Below are 24,456 nucleotides of genomic sequence, written 5' to 3'. Positions count from 1 at the left end.
AGCCCGTTACATTTGTTGAGCTCAGGTTATAACTCCCTTTTCTGATGAGACAATTTCTTAAGTACGTACTGGCTACGCTCACGGGCCTCGTGCTATTCGCTGTGGTGGGCTTTCTGGTGCTGTTTGCCGTGGCGATTTCCGCCGCCAAGTCTGACAAAGATGTGAGCGTGGCGAGCAATTCGGTGCTGGAAATCAAGCTCAATAAACCTGTTTCGGAACGTGAGAGCCGCGATTCGTTTGCGGCCCTGTTCTCCAGCCAAGCCGACAATACCGGCTTAGATCAGCTCAAAGCAACCATTCGCCGCGCCAAAAACGACGACGACATCAAAGGCATTTTCTTGAACGTGGAGCTGGTGCAGGCCGGCATGGCGTCGCTGGAAGAAATTCGGGACGCGCTACTCGACTTCAAGAAGTCGGGCAAGTTTGTGGTGGCGTACAGCGACATTTCCTCGGAGAAGAGCTACTACTTGTCTTCCGTGGCCGATAAGCTGTACCTCAACCCGCAAGGCTCGCTGGAATTCAACGGCCTCAGCTCCGAGACTTATTATTACAAAAACCTGTTCAACAAGCTGGGCATCGAGCCTTACATCTTCCGGGTGGGCTCTTTCAAAAGCGCGGTGGAGCCTTACTTCCGCGAGAACATGTCGGATTCGGCGCGGCTGCAAACCTCGTCGTTTCTTAACTCACTGAATAACTTCATGTTACAGCACGTAGCTGCCGCCCGCAAAATCGCGCCGGCGCGGTTGAAGGTGATCAGCGACTCGATGCTCGTGCACAACGCCGACGATGCCAAGCGCTTGGGCCTTGTTACGGATCTGGGCTATTACGATGAGGCGCTGGACTTTATGAAGTCGAAAGTCGGCATTGCCAAAAAGAGCAGGCTCAGCCTCGTCAGCCTCGATGACTATAGCAAAGACATCGACGAAAACACCAGCAACAACAACCGCATCGCGGTGATTTATGCCGAAGGCGACATCGTGACGGGCAAGGGAGGCAACGACAACATCGGCAGCACGCGCTTCGCCGACGCCATCCGCAAGGCCCGCCTCGACGATAAAGTAAAAGCCGTGGTGCTGCGCGTCAATTCGCCCGGCGGCTCGTCGCTGGCTTCGGACATCATCTACCGCGAAGTCGCGCTCACTAAGGCCGTAAAGCCGATCGTGTGTTCGATGTCGGATGTGGCGGCTTCGGGCGGCTATTTCATTGCTATGGCCTGCGATACCATTGTGGCGCACCCCAATACGATTACGGGCAGCATTGGCGTATTTGGCGTGCTGCCCAACATCCAGCCCTTGCTGCGCGACAAGCTCGGCATCACCACCGACCGCGTAACTACCGGTAAATTTTCCGATCAGCCAACCATTACGCGGCCGCTCACGGAGTTTGAAAAGCAGCAGCTGCAAAAAGAAGTCGATCGCATCTACGCCGACTTCACTACCAAGGCCGCCAAAGGCCGGCACATGCCCGTCGAGCGCCTGAAGCGCTTTGCCTCCGGCCGCGTGTGGTCGGGCACGGAAGCCAAGCAGCGCGGCCTGGTCGATGTGCTTGGCTCCTTCGACGACGCCATGCGCATCGCTGCCCGGCGGGCGCATCTGAAGGCCGACGACTACAGCATACAACGCCTGCCGCGCCAGAAAACAATGTTTGAGAGCGTTTTCAGCGGCATCAGTGAGGAAGTACGCATGCGGATGGTGAAGCAGGAAATGGGCCCGCTGTATCCTCTGTACGAGCAGTACAAAACCCTCTCGACCATGAGCGGCGTACAAGCGCGCATGCCTTTCGAGCTGAACATTCAGTAAACCAAAACCAGGTTTTCCTGCTTTAAAGCAGGAAAACCTGGTTTTGGATATTGTGTAACTATCCTATAATCAACTATTTATGATGCAGCAGCTTCGCGAAGCCGCCGACTACATCCGTCCGCTTCTGGGCGATTTTCAACCGGAATTTGGGATTATACTCGGTACGGGCCTTGGGGCGTTGGTCGAGGAGCTCGACGTGGTGCAGACCTTGCCATATGCTTCGTTGCCGCACTTTCCGGTTTCTACGGTCGAAAGCCATTCGGGCAACTTGCTGGCGGCTACGCTCGGCGGCCGGCGGGTGCTGGTAATGCAAGGGCGTTTTCATTATTACGAGGGCTACGCCATGGAGCAGGTCGTGTTTCCGGTGCGCGTCATGAAGTTGCTGGGCATTCAGAAGCTGTTTGTGAGTAACGCATCCGGTGGACTCAACCCCGAGTACAACTACAGCGATCTGATGCTGATCGAAGACCATATCAATTTGCAGCCTACTAATCCGCTCATTGGTAAGAACTTAAATGAGCTAGGCCCACGCTTCCCCGATATGCTAGAGCCTTACGACCTTGGTTTGCTGGCTCAGGCCGAAGCCGCGGCGCAGCAGTTGGGCTTTGCCGACAAAGTGCGCCGTGGCGTGTACGCCAGCCTGCCCGGCCCCATGCTCGAAACGCCGGCCGAATACCGCTACCTGCGCACCATCGGGGCCGACGCAGTAGGCATGAGTACCGTGCCAGAAGTAATCGCTGCCGTACACCTAGGTTTGCCGGTACTGGCCGTGTCCGTGATTACCGATTTGTGTTCGCCCGGCAAACTAAAGCGGGTACAACTTGCTGATATACTGCGGGTCGCGTCGGATGCCGAGCCCCGACTTACAGCCTTGCTAAAAGCCGTCGTGGCGCAGCAGTAGGCTTGACGTTTAAATCAGAAAGGCCGCTACACCCTGTGTAGCGGCCTTTCTGCTGGGTATCAGGGGTAGTTAGTACACGAGCTTAAAGCTGTAATATTCCTGTTGTCCGGCTTTGTTCGGCCGCGAGTATACCAGTGTCTGATCGCTAACGCTGATAATGGTATATTCTTGAATATCACCTTTTTGATCGGTGAGGTGCAGCATTCGGTTGTCGGGCTCCATCAGCATCCACGTCCCGGTGTAAGTGGAGTTATCGGCGAGCAGCGTTTGGGTGTATGTGCCATCGGTCCGGAACTCGATGGCATAGCGATTTTTGATGTCGTTGTCCCTAACAACTACCGAAGGCGTACCGATCTGTAATTCGCTCTGTTGCCACTTATGAAGCAGTTGCGCCGCCGTAACATGGGGTGCTGGCGGTGGCGCGCAACCGCAAGAGCTTGGATCGCAGCTGCTTAGCAGTGTAGTCAGCAGCAGGCACGACAACAGAATGGCTTGAGTACGAGTGCGGTACATAGGATATCGGAAAACGGATAAGGTGGAATAACTTCTGGAGTCGTTGTCTGCGGCCAGAGTTGCAAGTGCCTGTTTGGGGAGGCTTATTTGATAATAATGGTTTTGCGCTGGTAGCTCAGCACCGTGAACACGCCTAAGCCGCCTTGCACCGTCGATTGGATGGCCGAGGGCTGGGCAAAAGGGTTGCCGTTGGCATTGCGCGCGTTCTGCACCGATTGCATGTAGCGGTAATACGGCTGGTCGAAGTGGTAAAGGCTAACCACGAGCGTGTCGCCTGAGTCGAACTGATAACTCGTGCCCAGGGTGATTTTCTTGCCGTCGTTGAGGCGATCTTCAATCATATAATCGATTTCCGAACCGTTGGCGAGGCTGTTGCGGTGAATCTGAAAGCGGTAGAAATCCAGCGTGCCCGCGGGGTCCTGAAAGGTATTGAGCACGTAGGCCTGGCGCTCTTCAGCTGGCTTGTCGTTAAATTTCCACTCTAGCGTGTCGATCGTAACCACCGTCGGGGCAATGGCTGTGCCGGTAACGTGGCGGCCCTGCGTGTCCGTCACGTCGAGCACGAACTTGTCGCCGGGCTTCACCGTCAGGCGTTGCTTGCCGATGTGCGTGTAAGCCTTGCCCTGGCGGCTGATTCCGGGGCCGTAAGTCAGCGTTTCGCGATGGCCATCGGGGTAGGTGAGCACCACTGTAGCGTCGGTCGGGACGGCAGGGGTGGGATCGGCCAAATAAGGCGTTGTTTCCGAGACCGTTAAGCGCGGAATCTGGTTGTTTTCCAGATAGCATTCCACCACTAGCTGCGCTGGTCCGGCGGGCAACTCCACATCGATGTCTTTTTGCAAGCCGCAGCCGGTAGCAAACGCCAGCACAAGTAGCGCCGACAATCCGCCTAAATACTTTTGTAAATACCTGATAATAAACAAGTTATGCATCTTAAAAATTCGGTATAACGCGACCGGATTATTCTTTAAAATTTGAAATTATAGGTAATCGAGGGAATCACGGGGAACAGCGACACCTGCCGGGCACGGTAGCTTAGGATCTGTTTGGTTTGTTTGTCCTTCACCTGATCGAAGTATACAAAATACGGATTACGCCGATTGTACGCATTGTAAATGCTCAGCGTCAGATCGGATTCGCCGTGGCGCGGGCGCAACTTGTATACTACGCCCAAATCAAGGCGGTGGTAGGGCGCCAGCCGGTAGCTGTTGCGGTCAGGATACACCGGCACGGCCGTGTATTCCACGCCCTGCACATCCTGAAAAAAGTACCGGCTCTGCGGCAAGGTAGTCGCTGAGCCTGTGGTATATACAAACGAGCCCGTCAGGTTGAAGCGCTCCGAAAGCTGGTGCAGCGCTACCACGGTCAGGTTGTGGCGGCGGTCATACGTGGGATAAAAAGTGCGCCCGCCGTTGATGCCCTGCGTGCCCAACTGAGGTGGGAAGCGCCGCTTCGACCAAGAAAGCGTGTAGCCAATCCAGCCGGTGGTGCGGCCCTGTTTTTTCTCCAGGTACAGCTCGTTGCCGTACGCCCAGCCCTTGCCAAACAGAAACTCGGCGTCGAGGTTGTCGTTGGCAAACAACTGAGCCCCATCGCGGAAGTCAATCTGGTTGTGCGCCCACTTGTAGTATATCTCATTGGTAAGCAAGTATTTGCCTTTGCCCAGTAAGAAACTGACTCCCGTAGCCACCTGCTGCGAGCGCTGGGGCTTCACCGAAAGCCGCGACGGGTACCAAATGTCGGTGGGCAGCGTGGCACCCGTGTTAGTGACCAGGTGCACGTACTGGTACATCAGGGCGTAACTGGCTTTCAATGAGGTGGTTGGCGTAATAGAATACCGCACGGCGCCGCGGGGCTCTAGGCCACCATACGTATCGGAGCCGCTGTGAAAGCCCGACAGCCGCAGTCCATAATCGATCTGGAGCTTGTTGCTGAATTTGAAGTTATCGGAAACATACGCCCCGGCTTCCTGCCCCAGATAGCTTACATCGGAGCCAAAGTCAATCCGGCCGTCGGTGCTGCCGGCCTTCAGGCGCCCAACTCCGAAGTCGTGTGCCGTGATAATGGCCCCGAATTTCCAGGTGTGGTGGCTGTTGGGCGTGTACTCTACGTCGGTCCTCAGGGCGTAATCCCGGATTTGGGACGTCAGCCCGAAGCTAAACTGATCGAGCTTGTTGGTGATGTTGTACTGGTAGCGCGTAAACGAAGCCGTGGTATTGACGAACAGCTTCGACGAAAACACGTGATTCCAGCGGGCCGTTGCCACGGCGTTGCCCCAGCTAAAGTCAAAATTGAACCCGTTGGAGCTATTGAACCCGAATATGTCGTGCCCGTAGTAGCCGCTGAAGAAGACCTGATCTTTCTCGCCAAGCGCGTAGTTGGCCTTGGCGTTGAAGTCGTAGAAGTAGTAATTAGGAATAGGGTTGTAGTCTGCCTTGCCTTCGTTGATCTTGTTGATCTGGCGCGTAAAAATGTCGAAGTAGGTGCGCCGCCCCGACAGAATAAAGGATCCCTTTTTCTTCACAATCGGTCCTTCCACCGTCAGGCGCGACGAAATCAGGCCCAGCCCGCCGCTCACGCTGTACTTCTCGCGGCTGCCTTCGCGCAGCTTCACATCCACCACCGACGACAACCGGCCGCCGTACTGCGCCGGGAACCCGCCTTTGAAAAGGTCCACACTTTGCACCGCATCGGGGTTAAACACCGAAAACAGGCCGAACAAGTGCGCCGGGTTGTAGACCACCGCTTCGTCCACAAGCACTAGGTTCTGGTCGGAAGAGCCGCCGCGTACGAAGAGGCCCGAGGTGCCTTCGCCGCCATTTTGCACGCCGGGCTTGAGCTGTAAGGTTTTGAGCAAGTCGACTTCGCCAAACAAGGCCGGCAGCAGCTTGGCTTCCTTCACCGAAAGATGCTCCACACTCATCTGGGTTGTCTGAAGCTTCTGCTCCAGCGAGCCCGAGCCTTCTACCACTACCTCGCCTAGCTCGTTGTTAGAAGACGAAAGCGCAAAGCCCTGGCGCTGGTTCTGCGTCAGGTTGATGTCGCGGGTTATCGTCTCGTAGCCAATGAAGGAAATGACCAACCGGTGCCGGCCCGGCGGCAGGGGCAAGGCATAGAAGCCCGTCGAGTCGGCGGTGGTACCGGTGTTGAGCGCCGGCACGGCTACCGAGGCGCCGGGCAGCATGCTACGGTCGGAGGAAGCGCGTACGTACCCGCTCAGCAGGAAGCGCCCCTGCGCAACTAACGCCAAGGGTGCAGACCAGAAAACCAAAAAAATAAGGCAGCGGAACAGTAACGGAGTTAATCGCATCGGTTGGGGCAGCAGTAGGAAGCAGTAGCAAAGGTATAGAAGTGCGCTTCCCCAACGCCTTACCAAGCTAGTTAGTTTGTGGTAAGATAGTAATCAATTTTCGGGAGCCAGAACGCAGCTACAGAGTGAGTTAGCCGTGGCGTTCTACAAATACGCCTGCACTGCCTGCGTGAGTTGGGTTGCCGGCACCACGCCCGACTGCCGCCACACTTGCTGTCCCTTGTGAAACAAAATCAGCGTAGGAATGCCTTGCACCCGGTACTGTTGGGCCGCCGCCGGATTGCGGTCCACGTCCACTTTGATCACCTTGAGCTTGCCTTCGTGCTGTGCGGCTACCTGTTGCAGAATGGGCGCCATCGTTTTGCAGGGTCCGCACCAATCCGCATAAAAATCGACGAGCACCGGCATGCCCGGGCTACTAATGAGTTCGGCAAATGATTTCTTAGCCATCGCACTTCTTGCTGAAATGAATACAAGTTCTCGGCGGGTGCTTTCACCGCCTATCCAGCATACGTAAAATTTTGGCAAAGAAGTTTCCCAAGCCCACAATAGCAAAAGCCCGGCGCTGCTGCGTCGGGCTTTCGTAAGTCATTGTATGATAATTACTTGCGTTTGTCAATGACCGTCACATCGTTGCCGGTCTCGGAAAAAGTAAAGCGGCCGCCTACTACTTTTTTGCCGCCTACCTGGCACTCCCACACGAAAGCGTTGGGAACGAATTTCGCGGCTTCTCCTCTTTCGGTTTTAAAATAATCGGCTTCGGAAGCCTCCGAAGGGAATAGCACGTCGACGCCATTCTGGCCTTTGGTTACTTCTTTCACCAAGGTGTAGATCTTACCGGAGCTCTGGTCGGTAACGATGAATTTGGCGGTGTACGCGCCGAGCTGCCCAAACTTGTCCATGACGCCAATCTTAGCATACACGTCGGTCGATACCATCCAAGTCTGCGCCCGCGAAGTCGAGGGCATCAGCAGCAGCAAGGCCACCAGCAAGCCACCTGCCCGCAGAGCATTTTTGAGGTTACAGGGAAAAGAGAGAGTAGAAATGATCATATTTAAACAATAAGTGGTGTGAAATGTGGACTGGGGCTTTCAGGGTCATAAATCCATCTTTTGCCGAGAGAGAACTACAACCTGTTGTTCGTGGTTTACAGCGTATTGTGCTGTTTCCGCAACCAAATATATATTTTATCTAATCCGCTTAATACAATTTTGAATATTTTTTTTGTGGTTGGCTATTTTCGGGATTATGCCAAGAATATTTAAGATAACTGCTTGCTAACCTAGTATTTATGTCGAGACGTGCCAACGAAGCCCGACGGGGCCAGCTCGCTGCCCAAAGCCCAAATGAGCCGCAGTGCCAATTGTGCGAGCGGCAAGTGCGGTATGTGTCGCGGCACCATTTGGTACCGCGTGAGGAAGGGGGCCGCCACGGGCCAGTCGTGGATTTGTGCCAACCCTGCCACAGTACAGTTCATTTGCTGCTGACCAATCGTATCTTGGCAAAGCAATATTCCACCATCGAGGCGCTGCGCAGCGCCGAGGAGCTGCAAAAGTACCTGCACTGGATTCGCCGCAGCCGCGTAGAGCACATTTCCAATCGTCGCCGAAAGCAATAACGGCCTTCGTAGTGACCTACTGCGTCGTTGTTGGTTACTTGCTTTCTGGTTCTTGCTAATCGCTACATGAAGTTTGTTCCCTTCGCGCAGGTGCGCCGCCAGCCCACCATTATTGTCGATAGCACCGGGCTGGGAGCGGCGCTTGTGCTGGCTCATTGGCGCGGGGCCGCCACGCCCGAGCCCTTCCGCGACGATACCAGTGCCGGTTCGGTACTGCGCTTTCTCCACTCTTCACCAGTGCTGGAAAACGTAGCCAACGCGGTGACGGCCAACCATTTCGATGTTGACGGTTTTGTAGGCGTCTGGGCGATGCTGAATCCCGAGCAGGCGCTGCGCCACGAGCATCTGTTGCGTCTGGTAGCAACGTTGGGCGATTTTCGGGAGATAAACTGGCACGACCCGCTCGCCGATCACGCCCTGACGCTCGTGTGCTGGCTGAATGCCAAGGAGAAAGAGCTGTTTTATCCGCCCTTTGGCGCTCCCGTATTGCGGCGCCGCGAAGACGAAGCATCAGCGGAAAAATTTGAGTGGTTTCTGCCACGTTTCGGCGAGATCCTCGAAAATCCGGAGCTGGACCATACCGTTTGGGAACCCGAATACAAGCGGGTGCGCCAAGCAGTAGCTGTATTACAAAGTTCTGATAAACAGACAGTTGTTTATGAAGATATTGGTTTGGTCGTCGTGCGCACGCCGGCGCCAGTGCCTTATTATGCCTTGTTTGGCCCCACGGCGGGCTTCGACATGGTGCTAAGCATCTACGAAGGCAATCGGTATGAATTTGAGTACAAATACACCACTTGGGTTGACCTCGAATCGCGCCCGACGCTGCCGCGTTTGCCGTTGGACGCGCTGGCTGCCCGCCTCAACGCCCTCGAACAAACCGTTCGCCGTTGGACTTTCGACCCTGTGACGGACACGGGGCCCGTGCTGCGCCTTTCGGGCAAAGGCCTCAGCAAGATGCACCGCTACGCCGACCCCGATCAGCGGCCGATTTATGCCTCTTCTATCGCTCCCGAAACCATTGAGCAGGACGTGGTTGGCTTTTTTCGGCATCGGTACGCGGGTATCCAACCTCGACGTTACTGGTCGTGGGCGGAGATACGGGAAGCGGGCGCTCAGTAGCGCTACAACGCTTCGCCGAACCCAACTACCCGCAGCGTGCTTACGCCACCAGCGCCCTTGCGTACGTTGATCTGGGTCGTGACGCGCTCTTTGAGGGCCTCGACGTGCGAAATGATGCCGATCATCTTGCCCGAGCCTTGCAGCATTTCCAGCGCCGACAGTGCAATGTCCAGCGTATCGGGGTCGAGAGTGCCGAAGCCTTCGTCGATGAACAGCGTGTCAATCTGCGTTTTGCGTCCTGCCAACTCCGACAATCCCAAGGCCAGCGCCAGGCTCACCAAGAAGCTTTCGCCGCCCGAAAGCGAGTTCATCGAGCGGGCGCTGTCGCCTTGGTAGTGGTCGGTGATGAGCAAATCGAGGTGCTCGTCGGGGTTGCGCGTGATGCGGTAGCGATCGGTGAGGCGCTGCAAGTGGCGATTAGCCAACTCCACCAAACGGGCCAGCGTGAGGCCCTGCGCAAATTCGCTGAACTTCTTGCCGTCGGCCGAACCGATCAAGTCGGCCAGCTGCCGCCAACGGCGCGCTTCCTGCTGCTGCCGTTCGAGTTGAGCCGCCATTTCGGCGTGCCGCTCCAAACCGCGCTGGTGATCGGTGAGTCGCTGCTGCCGCTGCCCAAGCTGCTGGTTAAGATCAGCAATCAACTGCCTTATGGCAACTAATTGACTATCAACGGATTCGATAGGATCGTTTGTCAGCGCGCGTGCCTGTTCCATCTGAAACTGATGGGCGGCTTCCGTCAGGGCCTGTTGGGTGGCGGCCACATCCCGCTCGTGCGCTTGCAGCTGGTCGGCAAGGCGACGCACTTCCGAATCGGGCAACAGCAGCGTTGCCAGTGCAGTGGGGTCGGGCGTGAGGCCCGCCGTTTGAAGATTGGTGACCAGCGCCGCGTACTGCTGTTCACGTTCCTGTTGGCGCCGCGCCGCATCCTGCTGCCGCTGGCGCAGCTGCTCGTCGGTACGGGCCAAGCGGTTTTCGTGCTCCTGAACTTGTCGCTCCGCTTGTTGCAAGAGCGCGTCGGCTTGCTGCACGGCCGCGGCCAGTTCCCGGAAAGCCTGCGCCACGTCGGGGCCCGCGTAAAGTGCCTGGCGCTTCGCTTTTTGCTGCTGAATCGCGGTGTGCTTTTCAACAATGTCGTGCTTGTGCTCGCGCAGCCACTGGTTGGTTTCGGTGTGCGATTTGGTTAGTTCCTCCAACCGGATCTGGTTCTCGTCCCGCTGCTTTTCGACGGTCGCCTGCGCGAGTTTCTTTTGCTCAAAATCGGCAATCAGCTGTTTGCAGCGCTCTACGAGTGCCCGCCCGTTTTCGCCATTGAAGGTCAGACCAAAGCTGCTCAGAAGGCTGGTAATCGGCTCCTTAACCACCGGCACGCGTTCTTCAGCGTCGCGCAAGCCAGCTTCAATCTTGGCCGCATCCGCTTGATAGTCTTGCTGTTGCAGTTGGAAAGATGCCTGCTGGCTAACAGCCTGTGTCAGAGCCACTTCTGCGGCGGCGTGTTGCTGGTCCAGCTCCCGAAGCTGTTGCACGATGCTTTTGACCGCGTCGGCCGCTGCTTTCTCTTCCGATTCGGGCAGGAGAGGGATGATTGCCGGCGGCGTATCCGCAAGTTGGCCGCCCGCTTGTTCGAGCATGCCTACGTATGTGGACGCGCGGTTCAGACGGGCATTCAAGGCGCGCACGCGCTGACTGAGTTCTTCTTCGCGCTGTTGGTCGCGCTGCAACGATTCCTCGCTCACGCCCAGTAAGCCTGCGGCAAACGGGTGCTCGGTAGCGCCGCAAACGGGGCACGGCTCGCCCGGCGACAGGAGTTGGCGGGTTTCGGTGTGCGACAGAATAAGCTGTTGGAGCGAATTGGAGCGGCGCAAATCATCCCAATGCTGCTGCTGTGCGTCGTATTCGTGCTGCAAACCGGCCGCGTGGTGCTGGAGCCGCCGAAACCACTCGTCGCGCCGCATCGCCGTATCGTGTTGTTGGGCTTTGATATCCGACAGACGTTGTTGCCCAGTAAGTGCCTGTTGCTGGTAACGTTCAGCGGTATTTGCGGCATCCTGAAGCCGGCGCACCGACTCGGCCTGTCGCTGCCGCAACTGGCCTAGTTCGGCTTGCAAGTGATCCCAGTCCTGGAGGTTAGCCGTTAGCTCGGGCAGCGCGTTGGTGAGCTCAGCCAGTTGAGTGTGCTCGCCGAGCCATTTGGCCAACTCCTTCAGCTGCTGCCGAAAGGTGTGGGTTTGCTGCGTCAGATGCTCGAGTTCGGCTTTCTGGCGCTTGCATTGCTCGTTACGCTCGTCGTACTTCTGGCGGTCGGACTGAAGCTGCACCTCTGCTTGGCGCATGAGGCTGTCGAGCTGTTCGGCCTCCCGCAATTTGGGCTCCTGCTCTTGCTGCACGGCCAAGGCCGCCGTCCGGGCTTGCCGCGCAGTCTCGCGGGCCTGTTGGGCCGTGGCTACTTCCGCCTGTAGCTGGGGCAGTTGGTGTTGCAAGCTCTCCGCCTCGCGCAGTAGCTGTTGTATTTGGCCTTCCGCTTGTTGCAACAAAGCCCAAGGCGTTCGGAAGGGCAAGGCCTGCTCGTGGCGCTGCACCTGTTGGCGCACAGGCGCCAGCGTTTCGGCTTCACCGGCCAAGCGGCTCAATTTGCTTTGGCCCTGGTTCTGACGAGCCGTGAGTTCTTCCAGTTTGCGCAGCCAATTTTGCGCTTCGATAAGGCGTTGTTGCTCCTGGTTGGCAATGGCGAGCTGGGCCTTAAAATCTTGAACCTCCGTTTCCAATATGGCCAGTTCCTCTGCCGAAAGCAGCGTAACCCCCGCCATGCCGGCACGCAAGACTTCCACGCGCTGGGCTTCGTCTTTGGCCTTGCGGAAAGCCGCAACGGAGATGTCGGAATACTTGCGCGTGTCCGTGATCTTCTCCAGAAGTTGCGCCCGTTCGCCGGGGCTCGACTTCAGAAACCGTGTAAAATCGCCTTGCGCCAGCAGCACCGAGCGCAGAAACTGCCGGTATTCGAGGCCGCTCAGCTCGGCAACTTTGCCGGGAACCCTGGATTTGTACGTTTCCAGAAAGGGCCACGTCTCTTCCCCGTCTACAATTTGCTGTTCGCTGAGCTCCATTTTCGAGTCCTGCAGCGGACCGTCGGGCTTGCGCCGGGCGCGGTGCTGACCCCACTTGGCGCGGTATACCCGCTCATTGACCTGAAACTCCACTTCCGCCCAACTCTCGCCCGTCCCGTGGCTCATTACCTGCTCCGAGCCGCTGCCGTCGTGGCGTGGCACTTGGCCGTAGAGAGCCAGCGTGATGGCGTCGAGAATGGTGGTTTTGCCCGCGCCGGTAGGCCCGGTAATAGCGAACAAGCCCGAGTCGGACAATGGCGAATTGCCAAAGTTGACCTCGTGCTGTCCTCGCAAGGAATTCAGGTTAAAGAAACGGACGCGGAGAATTTTCATGTAAGCGAAACAGGGTCAACTAACGGGACTCAGAGCCCTTAATGACGTAATATAAGTTATTGATAAATAATTAGTTGCGTAGATATAGGTTTGATTCAGGGCTCGATAAAGCTGAAAACTACAGCCTTGCTGGCTATCCTTCCCGCATCAATTCCAACAACTCGTCAAACGTGCTCAGTAGTTCAGCACGCGACTCTTCGGGCTCATCGTCTAGGCGGCGCTCAAAGACTTCGCGCTCCGTGAAGTCGTCGAGGCCGCGGGTGAGCGGCTCCGGCTCGTCGAGAGGACGGAGCGTTACGATGCGGAAATGGCGGCGGGCCAGCACCTCCAACTGCGTACGGTCGAGCAGGTCGATGACTTTCAGAAGCTGCTCAGCTACTTCGAGTTGCGTGAGCTCAGAGCGTACTTCCACATCAACCCAGGCGGGGAGTTGGTAACCCGTATTGTCGTAGGTAGTTAAGTGGTTCAGCACTTCTTCCAGCGAGCCGTGCCACCGGATGAGCCTGCGGGCGCCGGGCACCTCCAGCGTTTCGAGACTCAGCGAACCGGGCGTGATGTCGAGCAAAACGACTTGCTTCGGATGATCGACCTCGGAAAACGAGAGCGGAATAGGGGAGCCCGAGTAGCGAATGTGCTCGCGGCCGCCTACCCGCTGTGGGCGGTGCAAGTGGCCAAGTGCCACATAGTCAAATGCTTCTGGAAAATGCTCGGCAGACACTTGCCCCAGGTTGCCGACGTGAATGGTGCGCTCCGAATCGGAGGCGGCCCCGCCGGCGGCGTACAGATGGCCCGTAGCCAGCACTGGCAACCCGGCGGCTTTGTGCGCCGCCACTAGCTCTGTGAAGCGGGCGTAATGATCAGCAATGCCCTGTCGAATGCGGATTTCGCGCTCCTCCGCCGATTCGCCCGGCACCGACAGGCGCACGTCGCGGTCGCGCAGAAACGGTACGGCACACACCACCAGGCCCGGCTGGTCCTGGGCATCGTTCAGGATAATTACCTGGTCCTCAAAGCAATCGGGCACGCAACCGACTACGTGCACCCGCAAATGACGCAACAGGCGCGCCGGGGCGTTGAGCGTGGCCGGGGAGTCGTGGTTGCCGCCCACAATCACGATGTCGCGGCAGCTGGTGCCGCGCATGTTCATCAGAAACGAGTAATACAGCTCCAGGGCCGCATTGGAAGGCGAACCTGTATCGAAGACGTCGCCGGCCAGCACCAGCACTTCCACGTTCTGCTCGCGCACCGTTTGCACCAGCCACTCCAGAAAGAAGCGGTGCTCGTCGGTGCGCTCGTGGCCACTGATAAAGCGCTGGCCCAGATGCCAGTCGGCGGTATGAAGAACTCGCATAGACTACAAAAATACGTGGTTTCCCGCAGAGGCAGGCCCAAGAAAAAACAGAGGTTCGCAGAGCCTACTCTCCGCGAACCTCTGCGTATTTGCGCTTGGCAAGCAGGATTTAGTGCACAGCCTGCTTCTGAAACTCCGTCACGGCTTCTCCCAAATCGTAGATTTCGGCGTTGGGCAAAGCCGCCTGCAAAATGCTGGCGCCCGCCGCCGAACGGTAGCCGCCCGCGCAATGTACCAAAATGGGCTTGTGGGTGGGCACCTCGTGGGCTCGTTCACGCAATTCAGGCAGCGGAATCAGGTGCGCATCTGCAAAAATGGATTCCTTGGTTTCGGTGCGGTTGCGAATGTCGACGATGGTGAAATCTTCGGGGTGCTCGCGCACGTGCTCGATGTTGGCCAGCGCGCTGGTGGCAGGCAGGTCCCGCGGCGTCAGAAAAGCACCTTTGATGTTGATTTCATATCCGATTTTTGCCGTTTTGCGAATGACCGCATCCAAGGCAATCTGCGAGTCGGCGAGAAGGTAAAACTGCTCCTTCGGCCCAATGATCGAGCCCAGCCAAGTTTCAAACTTGCCACCGTCCTGCAAATTGATGGCACCGCGCAAATGGCCTTCCCGAAACTGCGCGGCAGGGCGGGTGTCGATGATGGGAATGCCGGTTTCCAAATAAGCATCAGGTTGCAGGCGTGGCACAGCCCGAATGCTGTCTTCAAAAGGAAGCGCGCCTTGCTTGTTCAGCACCACGTCGTGGCTGAAGTACTTGGGCATAAAGGGCTGATCTTCCAGCAACACCCGGATAAACTCGTCCTGCGACATGGGCTGTAGGGCGTAGTTGGTTTTTAGCTCCTTTCCGATGGTGCTGTCGAGCTCGGTGCTAGTGGTTTTGCCGCACAGCGAGCCGGGGCCATGGGCCGGATACACGCGCGTGGCCGGCGGTAGCGCCATCAGCTTGTTGCGGGTGCTGGCGTAAAGCTGAGCGGCCAGCTGCTCGCGCTGGTGGCCACCAACTGCCTGATCTTCCCGTAGATCGGGGCGGCCTACATCGCCTACAAACAGGGTGTCGCCGGTAAATACGGCGCGAGTTTGGGCCATTTCGTCGATCAGCAGCACCGAAATGCTGTCGGGGGAGTGGCCGGGCGTATTGATGGCGTGTAGCTCAACGGCACCGAGGTGAATGCGGTCGCCGTCGTCGAAGTTTTTGTGCGGGTAAGTAGCTTTTACCAGCTTGCTACAGTAGATGGTAGCATCGGTTTCCTCGGCTATTTCGAGGTGCGAAGAAACAAAATCGGCGTGGGGGTGGGTCTCGATTACTGCGATAATGTCGGCCTCGTGTTCGTCGGCAAAGTCGTAGTACGGCTGTGGATCGCGGGCCGGATCGATGATGGCTACTTGGCGGCCGCACCGGATGGCATAACTGGCGTGGGCCAAGCCCTTGTCATAAAATTGCTGAATTTGAACCGAGGACGGACTACTAGGCAGGGGGCTCATGGTGATAGGTTGTAGTGGAAGCGTTTGGCTCAGGCAAGTAAGGCCAATGAGGTAGGGCCGAGACCGGGGCAGCCATCGCGGGCGGCTGCCGAACGCATATTCTCAAATATAAGCAAGCAGCGAATGCGATAAGCACAACAGAACGGAGGAAAAGTTATGAATAATTTATAATTAATTGATTATAAGATCATTGTCTATTAGATGATAGGCTTTGTTCCTCATTCTTAGGGCTTGATTTTTACCCGATTTCAGGCTGAAAAGCATAAAAAAAGCCCCGGCCTTACGACCGGAGCTTTTCGGAACTGATAGGCGCAGATTTAGCTTTTGGCTTTCTTCTTATCCTTTTTGATTTTAACCTTTCCTTCCTCTTTTCCATCGCGCGGGCCGCGGTTTCCGCCGCGCTCTTCCCGCATTTGGGCGTACTTGGTGTACTGCTCGGCAGTCAGGATTTCTTTGAGTTTCGCGTCCTGTTGGTCGCGCATGGTTTTCATTTCCGTGCGCATGGCTTCGCGGTCGGTGCTGGCAGTGGCCTGGCTGCGACGAGCCTGCATTTCCTGGCTTTGGGCGAGCGAAAGTTGACGCACCTTTTCGGTCTGTTCAGCCGTTAAGCCTAGTTGCTGGGTCAGGCGCTGGGCCATGCGGTCGGCGCGCTGCTCCGGGGTTTGTTGGGCGTAGCCGCCACCTTGGCGGTTGCCGTATTGGCCCGGTTGGCCGGCGGGTGGAGGAGGAGTAGGGGAAGTTTGAGCGGAAGCTGCACCGGCCATCAGGGTAACGGCGGCGAGCAACATGAGCATCTTTTTCATGGAGATATTTTTCTGAATGGAATTTGGCGGTTAGATAGAGGCCGCCGCCCAAGGTTTAATGAAGTAAAATTCATCGCTGTTATTTTCTGATCATGGACATAACTGCCTGGCCCCGCTAGTTGCCTGCCCGATGGCCCGTATCCGGCGCAAAGCACGGCTGCCCTTAGCGCTGGGGTGCAACCAATCCGGCGCAGTTGCCTCTTTGGCGCACCATTGCTGATTATCGCCTATATTCGGGCTCTCTGTAACGACTTTCGAATTTCCATACCTCTCACCTTTTTCCTTCTCTCTTTACTTACTGTATGGCAAATATTTTCGCCAAAAAACCGTTGGCCCTGTTGCTGGGGGAGGCCAACTCCACCGGGCACGGTACCCTCAAGCGGACGCTGGGCGCGGGCAACCTCGTGGCCCTGGGCGTGGGCGCCATCATCGGTGCGGGCCTGTTTGTGCGCACCGCCGCTGCTGCCGCGCAGGCTTCGGGGCCGGGCGTGACGCTGGCCTTCATCGTGGCCGCGATCGGCTGCGTGTTCGCGGGCTTGTGCTACGCCGAGTTTGCCGCCATGATCCCGATTGCCGGCTCGGCCTATACCTACGCCTACACCACCATGGGCGAGTTTGTGGCCTGGGTCATCGGCTGGGCGTTGATCATGGAGTACGCCCTGGGGGCCGCCACCGTTTCCATTGCCTGGAGCGAATACCTCAACAAGCTCTTAGCAGTCTTCGGGACGAGTATACCGTATAATCTGAGTCACTCGCCCTTCGAAAGTGCCGTTGTCAATGGCGTAACCGAGCACGGCATGATCAACCTGCCGGCGCTACTGGTGATCGTGGCGCTGTCGCTGCTGCTGATCAAAGGCACCCAGGAATCGGCTTTGTTCAACGCCGTAGTGGTGGTGCTGAAAGTGGTGATTGTATTGGTATTCATCGCCGTGGGCTGGCAGTTTGTGAATCCGGCCAACCACACGCCCTACCTGATCCCGGAAAACGCGGAGCCCGTGAAAAACGCGGCCGGCGCCGTCGTGCGCGAATACTCGGCCTGGAACAAGCACGGCTGGGGCGGCGTGTTGGGCGGGGCGGCCATCGTGTTCTTCGCCTTCATCGGCTTCGACGCGGTAAGCACGGCGGCCCAGGAAGCCAAAAACCCCAAACGCGACATGCCCATCGGCATTTTGGGCTCGCTGGCGGTCTGCACCGTGCTCTACATCCTCTTCGGCCACGTGCTGACGGGGGTGGCCAACTGGCGCGAGTTTGCCGACCCGGCCAAGGGCGGCGAGGCTTCCGTCACCTACGCCATCAAGGAGCACATGCCCGGCTACGAGTGGCTGAGCACGGCCGTGACGGTGGCCATTCTGCTGGGCTTTTCGTCCGTAATTCTGGTGATGCTCATGGGCCAGAGCCGCGTGTTCTTCTCCATGGCCAAGGACGGCCTCATGCCAAAGGCGTTTTCGGAGTTGCACCCCAAGTTCCGCACGCCTTACAAGTCGAACATCGCACTGCTCATTTTCGTGGGGGCGTTCGCGGCCTTCGTACCCGGCTCACTGGCCGGCGACCTGACCTCGTTCGGTACCCTGCTGGCCTTCGTGCTGGTCTCGGCCGGCGTGTGGATCATGCGCCGCTCCGACCCCGCGCAGCCCCGCCCGTTCCGGGCGCCGCTCTCGTCGCCGGTGTTCCCCTTCGTGCCAATTATGGGTATTCTGGTGTGTACCCTTATGATTTTGGCTCTTGACGCGTTCACGCTGAAGGTGGCTATAGGTTGGATGTTGCTCGGCTTCATCGTGTATTTCATCTATGGGCGCAAAAACAGCAAGCTGCAACAAGGCGTGGTGGTAGTACCCGAGGAAATGGACGAGCAGGCGTTCATTGAGCCCGATGTACATAACCGCTAACCAGTAGCGCGGCACCGCCGCTCAGCTAACTAAAAAAGCTCCACCAGCAGAGGCTGGTGGAGCTTTTTTATACTATTGATTATCAATTAGTTGTGTTTACTTCTTCGTGGCGGCTTTTACCTCACTTTGCAGCTTGATGACGCGATCGCCGTTGTCTTGCACAATGACGAAAGCCGGGTTGTCGGCGGTGCCGTTGCGGGTGATGTCGCTGCCTTTGAGCTTGCGTGTCACGGCTTCTTTGTGCACTTCCTCAATTTTGCCGGTGGCGGTACCGGTGCCGTATTTCCAGGTGACTTGGGTGCCTTTGCGCATGGCGTGGGGTGGGGGTTGAAGTAGTGGCTGACAATACTGAACATACTGCTGCTAAGGCCGAAATGTTGAGGTAAAATCGAGCGCTCCGGTACTAGGCAGCCTGGTTTCTTTGGGTACATTTGGGAGCGGGCCTTTGCATGGTCCCATTTATTCTGCTTAACGTCTTCTTTTGTCAGCACTTTTACCCAAACTCAATGCACATGAATCTGCGCCAGCTGGGGCTGGCTACCGGGCTATTCGGGCTTAGCCTGGGTGCGTACGCCCAGCCCTCGACGTACCCGCGCAACGGCGTTTACGATCAGCGACCGGGCCTGTACGCTTTCACGCACGCCACGATCTTCACGGACTACAAAACCCGGCTCAACGACGCGACGCTGCTCATCCGCGATGGCAAAGTGGAGGCCGTAGGCTCAAACGTAAAAGTGCCCGCCGGAGCCGTCGTCACCGATCTGAAAGGCAAGTACATCTACCCCGGCTTCGTCGATCTGTATGCCAGTTACGGCCTGCCGGAAGTAAAACCCGCCGAACGCCGCAGCCGCCGCGACCGCGATCCGCAGTTTGAAAGCCAGAAAACCGGCGCCTACGACTGGAATCAGGCTGTGCACCCGGAAGTGGCTGCTGCTGAGTCATTTAAGGTAAACAATGATCAAGCCGACGTCTACCGCAAACTGGGCTTCGGAACTGTGCTTACCCAAGCGCCCGACGGCATTGTGCGCGGCACGGCGGCATTGGTGACGCTCAACACCAACCGCAAGGAGAACGAAGTGGTGCTTCTGGATCGGGCGGCGGCCGGGTTTTCGTTCGACAAAGGCTCTTCCACGCAAGATTATCCGGGCTCGCTGATGGGTAGCATTGCCCTGCTGCGCCAGACGTTTCTGGACGCCGACTGGAACCAACGCAACCCAGCCAAGGAGCAAAACCTCTCGTTGCGCGCCTTCAATCAGCAGCGCCAATTGCCGCAGATTTTCGAGGTGCGCGACAAGCTCAGCGCCCTACGCGCCGACAGAGTGGGCGATGAGTTTGGTATTCAATACATTATCAAGGGCCATGGCGACGAATACCAGCGTTTGCAGGACGTTCAGGCCACCAAAGCGCCTATTATTGTCAGCCTGAATTTTCCTGATGCCTACAACGTCGACGACGTGTACGACGCTTCGCGCGTACCGCTCGAAGACCTGAAGCACTGGGAAATGGCGCCCGCCAACGCCGCCATACTGGCCAAAGCTGGGGTACCGTTTGTGCTGTCGGCCGCCGACCTGAAGGACAAGAAGAAATTCCTGCCCAATCTGAAAAAAGCCATCAAATACGGTCTCACTGAGGAGCAGGCGCTGAAAGCCCTCACGGCCACGCCCGCTGAACTCATCAAGGCGCAAAACCAAGTCGGGAACCTGAAGCCCGGCGCTACGGCTAACTTCCTGGTCTGCACCACGCGCATTTTTGCCGATGATAACGTGCTGCTGGACAACTGGGTACAAGGCGAGCGCTACCAGCTCAGCCAGCTTCCCGCTGACTACCGCGGCGTGTACACCCTGAAGGTTGGTAACCAACCCGACGTGCGTATGGTGGTAGCCGGCAAGCCCGAAACGCCGGAGCTGCGCGTGCTGCTGGCGCCCAAAGATTCGGTGCGCGGCACCATTGCCGTATCCGGCGATCTGGCCACGATCGTGTATAACCCGACGCCCAAAAGCAAAGGCACCGCCGTACGGCTAAGTGGCTTCTACACAGCCGATAACCGGACCTTTCAAGGCGACGGGCAGCTGGCCGATGCCAGCCAGGTGAAGTGGTCGGCAAAGCGGCTTGAGGAGGCCAGCCGGGCCGCGCGCCGCGATTCGGCCAAAGCCCCGGAGCCCGTACAACTGGGTCAGATGATGTTCCCGTTTGTGGCTTTTGGTCGGGCAGAAGTGCCTCAGCAAGAAACCGTTGTGATCAAAAACGCAACTGTTTGGACCAGTGAGAAGGAAGGTAAGCTCGAAAACACCGACGTGCTGCTGCAAAACGGCAAAATCGCCAAAATCGGGAAGAACCTGGCCGTGCCGAAAGGGGGCCGCAGCATCGACGGTACCGGCAAGCATCTCGCGCCGGGCATCATCGACGAGCACTCGCACATTGCCATTGCCGAAGGTGTAAACGAAGGCACCCAAGCCGTGACCTCCGAAGTGCGCGTGGGCGATGTGATTGATCCTGAGGATATTGACGTGTACCGCGATCTGGCGGGCGGCGTAGTGGCTTCGCAGCTCCTGCACGGCTCAGCCAACCCCATCGGCGGACAGTCGGCCCTGATCAAGCTGCGCTGGGGCATGGGCCCCGAGCAGATGAAAATTCAGGATGCGCCAAGCTTCATCAAGTTTGCCTTGGGCGAAAATGTGAAGCAGTCGAACGCCGGCGAACGCAACGTGCTGCGCTTCCCGCAGTCGCGCATGGGCGTAGAGCAGGTGTTTGTGGATGCGTTTACGCGGGCCAAGGAATACGAAAAAGATTGGGCCACTTACAACAAGCTATCAAAGGCCAAGCAGAAGAAAACCGAGGCGCCCCGCCGCGACCTAGAGTTGGACGCGCTGGTGGAAATCCTGAACGGCAAGCGCAACATCACCTGCCACAGCTACGTGCAGAGTGAAATCAATATGCTGCTGAACGTGTCGGATCGGATGGGCTTCAAAGTCAACACGTTAACGCACATTCTGGAAGGCTATAAAGTAGCCGATAAGATGAAGGCGCACGGCGTAAACGCCAGTACATTCTCGGACTGGTGGGCTTATAAAAATGAGGTGCGCGATGCCATCCCGTACAACGCGGCCATTATGCACGACGCCGGCCTGAACGTGGCCATCAACTCCGACGATGCCGAAATGTCGCGCCGCCTAAACCAGGAAGCCGCCAAAACGGTGAAATACGGCGGTTTGTCGGAGGAAGAAGCCCTGAAGCTGGTCACGATCAACCCGGCCAAAATGCTGCATTTGGAATCGCACATGGGCTCCATCAAGGAAGGCAAAGATGCGGATGTGGTGCTGTGGAGCGCTAATCCGTTGAGCATCTATGCCCGCCCGGAACGCACTTTTGTAGACGGCCGCCAATTTTTCGACCTCGAAAGCGACCAGAAAATGCGCGATGACCTGAAGCGCGAACGGCTGCGCATCGTGCAGAAGATGCTGGATGCCAAGAAGTCTGGTGCGCCCACCCAAACGCCCGTCGCCCGCGCCACCGGCCATTTCCATTGCGACACCATGGGCGAAGAAAAAGACCTGGATCAGTAACTAGAGCTAAACGCTCCCCTCCTTAAAAAAGAAGGGATACTGCTTTAGAATCAAAATTTGTAGAAGCATAAAATATTTATAATGAAACACATACTGTTTTCATTGGCTTTGCTTAGCGCCGTTCCGGCTTTCGCGCAGGTGCCCATTCCGGCGGCGCCTCAGAGCAAGCCGATGCTGCTGCTGGGCGGCACATTGCACGTCGGCAACGGCACGGTCATTCCGGATGCGGCCGTGGCGTTCGACAAAGGCCGCATCGTGTATGCCGGTGCGCAGGGCGGTTTCGGGCAAGACCGCGGCGCGTATCAGGTGGTGGATGTGAAGGGCCAGGAAATCTATCCGGGCCTTATTCTGCCTAATACTACGCTGGGTCTAACGGAAGTAGAGTCCATTCGGGCTACCGTGGACGAGCAGGAAGTAGGCACGTTCAACCCTAACGTGCGCGCCTTGGTCGCCTACAACACCGACTCCGATATCTTGCCTACCGTGCGTACCAACGGTGTGCTGCTGGCGCAGGTAACGCCGCGCGGCGGCGTCATTTCGGGGCAGAGCAGCGTTGTGCAGCTCGATGCTTGGAACTGGCAGGACGCCGCCGTAAAAGCCGACGACGGCTTGCACGTCAACTGGCCGCCGCTGCTCGTGCGCCTCAATCCGGCCGAAGATGCGCAAGCGTTTGAGCGTCGCGAGAAAGCCCGGCAGCAGCAACTCCGCGACCTAGAGCAACTGCTGAGCGAAGCCTCTGCTTATCGCAAACTGCCCGCTGGGCGCAAGGAAAACCTGCGGCTAACGGCGCTGAGCGGCTTGTTCGACGGCTCCAAGACCATGTTCGTTCACGCCGACGACGGTAAGGAAATCATTGAGGCCGTGCGCTTTGCCAAACAGCAAGGCGTGCAGAAAATAGCCGTGGTTGGCGCCCGGGACGCTTGGATGATGCTGGATTTTCTGAAGCAAAACGACATCGCAGTCGTTCTGTCGCGCATTCACGCGTTGCCGCGCCGCGCCGGCGACGATTATGATTTGCCCTACAAGCTGCCCAGCTTGTTGCAACAAGCTGGCATTCGCTATTGCCTTGACTATGAAGGTAGTATGGAAACTGCTGGATCGCGCAACTTGGCGTTTATTGCCGGCACCGCCGCCGGCCACGGCCTGACCAAAGAGCAAGCCCTGACGGCCGTAACGCTCAGCACGGCCCAGATTTTGGGCCTAGACAAAGATTTCGGCAGCCTGGAAGCTGGCAAAAGCGCAACGCTCGTCGTGAGCAGCGGCGACCTGCTCGACATGCGTACCAACAACGTGACCCAGGCCTACATCGATGGCCGCGCATTCAGCCTCGACAACAAGCAGCTTTACCTCAACAAAAAGTTTCGCGGCAAGTACGGTTTAAAGTAAACACAGCCCTTTGTCAGCCTCAAAAAGCCGCTTCCTGAAAGGAGCGGCTTTTTTGGGCAGTGAATATTGTGTAAAATGCTTTAAATCAAGTATATAAATACAATTCAGCTTAATTATATAAGCTCAACAGTAGCGCTTTTGTTAAGGAAAATCCTTCAAAAGCTTATACGATTATTGTATCTTTCCATTCCGCCCAAAACGGAAAAATAATAAGGCGCTGAGCTTGGATAAACTACTCAAGAAGCTTTTGCCTTTGGAGTACGACTTCTTGCGTTGCTGCTAGTACTGTTTAAAGCCGTATTCTATGAGTGATTTGTTACCTACTGCAACTAGTATTCCCGTGCGTGTCCTCATTGTCGACGACCATCCGTTGGTAATTGAGGGGGTTAAAATGCTTCTTAAGCAAGAGTCTGATATTGAAATAGTTGCGCAAGCAGAAAGCGGCTTGGAAGCCCTGCAAAAGCTAAAGCAGGACCCAGAAATAACCGTTGCGCTGGTCGATTTGAACATGCCGGAGATGTCGGGCGTGGAACTGACCCAATTCATTCGGGAGCAGGCGCCGCAAGTGCGCGTGCTGGTGCTGAGCATGACCCACGATCATGCTTCTGTGACGGAAGTACTCGAAGCGGGCGGCTCAGGCTACGTATTAAAAAACACGACCCGCGAAGAACTGGGCGAAGCCATCCGACAGATTGTGGCGGGCCGCACGTTTTTTAGCCGCGAAGTAGGCGCAACGCTGCTACAGAATTACGAGCTGGCCTCGTTGCGGCTGCCGCCGCGTGAAGAAGTGCCGGTCTCGCTTACCACCCGCGAACGCGAGATTCTCAAACTTATCGCGCAGGAGTACTCCAACTACCACATTGCCGAAACGCTCTTCATAAGCGAGCGCACCGTCGAGACCCACCGCAAGAACATTCTGACCAAGACCAACTCGAAATCGGTGGTGGGCCTGATTCAGTATGCCATGCGTCATAAGCTCATCAGTTAAGCCGTCTCGGCGCTCTTTTACAGACGAGCCGAAAATTGACTAAAACCAAGACCGAATAGCCGCAGTTCTATATATAGGGCTGCGGTTTTTGTTTTTGCCGATTGCTCGTATGACGCTGCCTAATCGCGTTTAGGCTAATGGCCCTCGCTGGGTCCGTTATCTCGAGCACGCAAAATATTTGGGGCTTGCAACAACGCACCCACAGTTGCGGGCAATCGAGCTTAGCCGCATTGCCTTTTTATGTGTTTGATGGAGTTTGGAAGCAATGGTGTAAAATATTGACAATCAAAATATTG

Annotated in this window: 18 protein-coding genes; 8 read left to right on the top strand and 10 right to left on the bottom strand. The window is 56.9% G+C overall.

Translation table 11 applies throughout. The features are described 5' to 3' along the window. The first annotated feature begins 44 nt into the window (after positions 1-44). Positions 45-1,799 (top strand): signal peptide peptidase SppA, encoded by a 1,755-nt coding sequence (gene sppA / locus FHG12_RS03035; RefSeq protein ID WP_139514214.1) that lies wholly within the window; start codon positions 45-47, stop codon positions 1,797-1,799. A 79-nt stretch (positions 1,800-1,878) separates the two neighbouring features. Further along, positions 1,879-2,700, top strand: a complete 822-nt coding sequence (locus FHG12_RS03030) for a purine-nucleoside phosphorylase (RefSeq protein WP_165699287.1) — start codon at positions 1,879-1,881, stop codon at positions 2,698-2,700. 69 nt (positions 2,701-2,769) lie between these two features. Here the strand turns inward: FHG12_RS03030 and FHG12_RS03025 are convergent, their stop codons facing one another. From FHG12_RS03025 to FHG12_RS03005, 5 genes are all read right to left on the bottom strand, one after another. Further along, the gene (locus FHG12_RS03025; RefSeq protein WP_139514213.1) at positions 2,770-3,213 is read right to left on the bottom strand and encodes a lipocalin-like domain-containing protein; all 444 of its coding nucleotides are present in this window, start codon (positions 3,211-3,213) and stop codon (positions 2,770-2,772) included. 83 nt (positions 3,214-3,296) lie between these two features. Beyond that, complete coding sequence (locus tag FHG12_RS03020) at positions 3,297-4,145, bottom strand: DUF4249 domain-containing protein (RefSeq protein WP_139514212.1); 849 nt, start codon at positions 4,143-4,145, stop codon at positions 3,297-3,299. A gap of 35 nt (positions 4,146-4,180) precedes the next feature. Further along, positions 4,181-6,484 carry a TonB-dependent receptor gene (locus FHG12_RS03015; RefSeq protein WP_230471269.1) on the bottom strand — a complete coding sequence of 768 codons (2,304 nt, stop codon included), beginning with the start codon at positions 6,482-6,484 and terminating at the stop codon, positions 4,181-4,183. A gap of 183 nt (positions 6,485-6,667) precedes the next feature. Then, positions 6,668-6,973 (bottom strand): thioredoxin, encoded by a 306-nt coding sequence (trxA, locus tag FHG12_RS03010; RefSeq protein WP_139514210.1) that lies wholly within the window; start codon positions 6,971-6,973, stop codon positions 6,668-6,670. A 152-nt stretch (positions 6,974-7,125) separates the two neighbouring features. Beyond that, positions 7,126-7,575 (bottom strand): hypothetical protein, encoded by a 450-nt coding sequence (locus tag FHG12_RS03005; protein WP_139514209.1) that lies wholly within the window; start codon positions 7,573-7,575, stop codon positions 7,126-7,128. Between the two features lie 239 nt (positions 7,576-7,814). Here FHG12_RS03005 and FHG12_RS03000 point away from each other — a divergent pair, with 239 nt between their 5' ends. Both FHG12_RS03000 and FHG12_RS02995 read left to right on the top strand, forming a co-directional pair. After that, complete coding sequence (locus tag FHG12_RS03000) at positions 7,815-8,141, top strand: HNH endonuclease (RefSeq protein ID WP_230471268.1); 327 nt, start codon at positions 7,815-7,817, stop codon at positions 8,139-8,141. A gap of 66 nt (positions 8,142-8,207) precedes the next feature. Further along, positions 8,208-9,263 (top strand): DUF6687 family protein, encoded by a 1,056-nt coding sequence (locus tag FHG12_RS02995; RefSeq protein ID WP_139514208.1) that lies wholly within the window; start codon positions 8,208-8,210, stop codon positions 9,261-9,263. A 2-nt stretch (positions 9,264-9,265) separates the two neighbouring features. Here FHG12_RS02995 and FHG12_RS02990 read toward each other — a convergent pair whose 3' ends face one another. The 4 genes from FHG12_RS02990 to FHG12_RS02975 form a co-directional block, all read right to left on the bottom strand. Further along, positions 9,266-12,697 carry an SbcC/MukB-like Walker B domain-containing protein gene (locus tag FHG12_RS02990; RefSeq protein WP_139514207.1) on the bottom strand — a complete coding sequence of 1,144 codons (3,432 nt, stop codon included), beginning with the start codon at positions 12,695-12,697 and terminating at the stop codon, positions 9,266-9,268. 133 nt (positions 12,698-12,830) lie between these two features. Continuing rightward, positions 12,831-14,048 (bottom strand): exonuclease SbcCD subunit D C-terminal domain-containing protein, encoded by a 1,218-nt coding sequence (locus FHG12_RS02985; RefSeq protein WP_139514206.1) that lies wholly within the window; start codon positions 14,046-14,048, stop codon positions 12,831-12,833. A gap of 109 nt (positions 14,049-14,157) precedes the next feature. Beyond that, complete coding sequence (locus FHG12_RS02980) at positions 14,158-15,534, bottom strand: MBL fold metallo-hydrolase (protein ID WP_139514205.1); 1,377 nt, start codon at positions 15,532-15,534, stop codon at positions 14,158-14,160. A gap of 317 nt (positions 15,535-15,851) precedes the next feature. Further along, positions 15,852-16,337, bottom strand: coding sequence for a hypothetical protein (locus tag FHG12_RS02975; RefSeq protein WP_139514204.1), 486 nt, complete (start codon positions 16,335-16,337; stop codon positions 15,852-15,854). 302 nt (positions 16,338-16,639) lie between these two features. Here FHG12_RS02975 and FHG12_RS02970 point away from each other — a divergent pair, with 302 nt between their 5' ends. Continuing rightward, positions 16,640-18,223, top strand: coding sequence for an amino acid permease (locus FHG12_RS02970; protein ID WP_139514203.1), 1,584 nt, complete (start codon positions 16,640-16,642; stop codon positions 18,221-18,223). A gap of 96 nt (positions 18,224-18,319) precedes the next feature. Here FHG12_RS02970 and FHG12_RS02965 read toward each other — a convergent pair whose 3' ends face one another. Further along, positions 18,320-18,535, bottom strand: coding sequence for a hypervirulence associated TUDOR domain-containing protein (locus tag FHG12_RS02965; RefSeq protein ID WP_139514202.1), 216 nt, complete (start codon positions 18,533-18,535; stop codon positions 18,320-18,322). A 200-nt stretch (positions 18,536-18,735) separates the two neighbouring features. On the opposite strand from FHG12_RS02965, the gene FHG12_RS02960 reads away from it, so the two are divergent. The 3 genes from FHG12_RS02960 to FHG12_RS02950 all read left to right on the top strand — a co-directional run bounded on the left by FHG12_RS02960 (position 18,736) and on the right by FHG12_RS02950 (position 24,160). Next, entirely contained in the window at positions 18,736-21,786 is a 3,051-nt protein-coding gene (locus FHG12_RS02960; protein WP_139514201.1) for an amidohydrolase family protein, read from the top strand. Between the two features lie 81 nt (positions 21,787-21,867). Then, positions 21,868-23,172 (top strand): amidohydrolase family protein, encoded by a 1,305-nt coding sequence (locus FHG12_RS02955; RefSeq protein WP_139514200.1) that lies wholly within the window; start codon positions 21,868-21,870, stop codon positions 23,170-23,172. A gap of 340 nt (positions 23,173-23,512) precedes the next feature. Then, the gene (locus tag FHG12_RS02950; RefSeq protein WP_165699286.1) at positions 23,513-24,160 is read left to right on the top strand and encodes a response regulator; all 648 of its coding nucleotides are present in this window, start codon (positions 23,513-23,515) and stop codon (positions 24,158-24,160) included. Positions 24,161-24,456: the final 296 nt, after the last annotated feature.

The sequence above is a fragment of the Hymenobacter jejuensis genome, from assembly GCF_006337165.1.
In the GTDB taxonomy this organism is placed as follows: domain Bacteria; phylum Bacteroidota; class Bacteroidia; order Cytophagales; family Hymenobacteraceae; genus Hymenobacter; species Hymenobacter jejuensis.
Note: the sequence above shows the minus strand (reverse complement) of the source record. Positions and strands in the feature narration are given on the sequence as shown.

Excerpts from the sequence above, each read along its gene's own strand:
- FHG12_RS03030 (WP_165699287.1), top strand. The coding sequence starts at position 1,879 with ATGATGCAGCAGCTTCGCGAAGCCGCCGACTACATCCGTCCGCTTCTG.
- FHG12_RS02965 (WP_139514202.1), bottom strand. The coding sequence starts at position 18,535 with ATGCGCAAAGGCACCCAAGTCACCTGGAAATACGGCACCGGTACCGCC.
- FHG12_RS03020 (WP_139514212.1), bottom strand. The coding sequence starts at position 4,145 with ATGCATAACTTGTTTATTATCAGGTATTTACAAAAGTATTTAGGCGGA.
- FHG12_RS02980 (WP_139514205.1), bottom strand. The coding sequence starts at position 15,534 with ATGAGCCCCCTGCCTAGTAGTCCGTCCTCGGTTCAAATTCAGCAATTT.
- FHG12_RS02975 (WP_139514204.1), bottom strand. The coding sequence starts at position 16,337 with ATGAAAAAGATGCTCATGTTGCTCGCCGCCGTTACCCTGATGGCCGGT.
- sppA (WP_139514214.1), top strand. The coding sequence starts at position 45 with ATGAGACAATTTCTTAAGTACGTACTGGCTACGCTCACGGGCCTCGTG.
- FHG12_RS02985 (WP_139514206.1), bottom strand. The coding sequence starts at position 14,048 with ATGCGAGTTCTTCATACCGCCGACTGGCATCTGGGCCAGCGCTTTATC.
- FHG12_RS03005 (WP_139514209.1), bottom strand. The coding sequence starts at position 7,575 with ATGATCATTTCTACTCTCTCTTTTCCCTGTAACCTCAAAAATGCTCTG.
- FHG12_RS02970 (WP_139514203.1), top strand. The coding sequence starts at position 16,640 with ATGGCAAATATTTTCGCCAAAAAACCGTTGGCCCTGTTGCTGGGGGAG.
- FHG12_RS02955 (WP_139514200.1), top strand. The coding sequence starts at position 21,868 with ATGAAACACATACTGTTTTCATTGGCTTTGCTTAGCGCCGTTCCGGCT.
- FHG12_RS03000 (WP_230471268.1), top strand. The coding sequence starts at position 7,815 with ATGTCGAGACGTGCCAACGAAGCCCGACGGGGCCAGCTCGCTGCCCAA.
- FHG12_RS03025 (WP_139514213.1), bottom strand. The coding sequence starts at position 3,213 with ATGTACCGCACTCGTACTCAAGCCATTCTGTTGTCGTGCCTGCTGCTG.
- FHG12_RS02990 (WP_139514207.1), bottom strand. The coding sequence starts at position 12,697 with ATGAAAATTCTCCGCGTCCGTTTCTTTAACCTGAATTCCTTGCGAGGA.
- trxA (WP_139514210.1), bottom strand. The coding sequence starts at position 6,973 with ATGGCTAAGAAATCATTTGCCGAACTCATTAGTAGCCCGGGCATGCCG.
- FHG12_RS02960 (WP_139514201.1), top strand. The coding sequence starts at position 18,736 with ATGAATCTGCGCCAGCTGGGGCTGGCTACCGGGCTATTCGGGCTTAGC.
- FHG12_RS02995 (WP_139514208.1), top strand. The coding sequence starts at position 8,208 with ATGAAGTTTGTTCCCTTCGCGCAGGTGCGCCGCCAGCCCACCATTATT.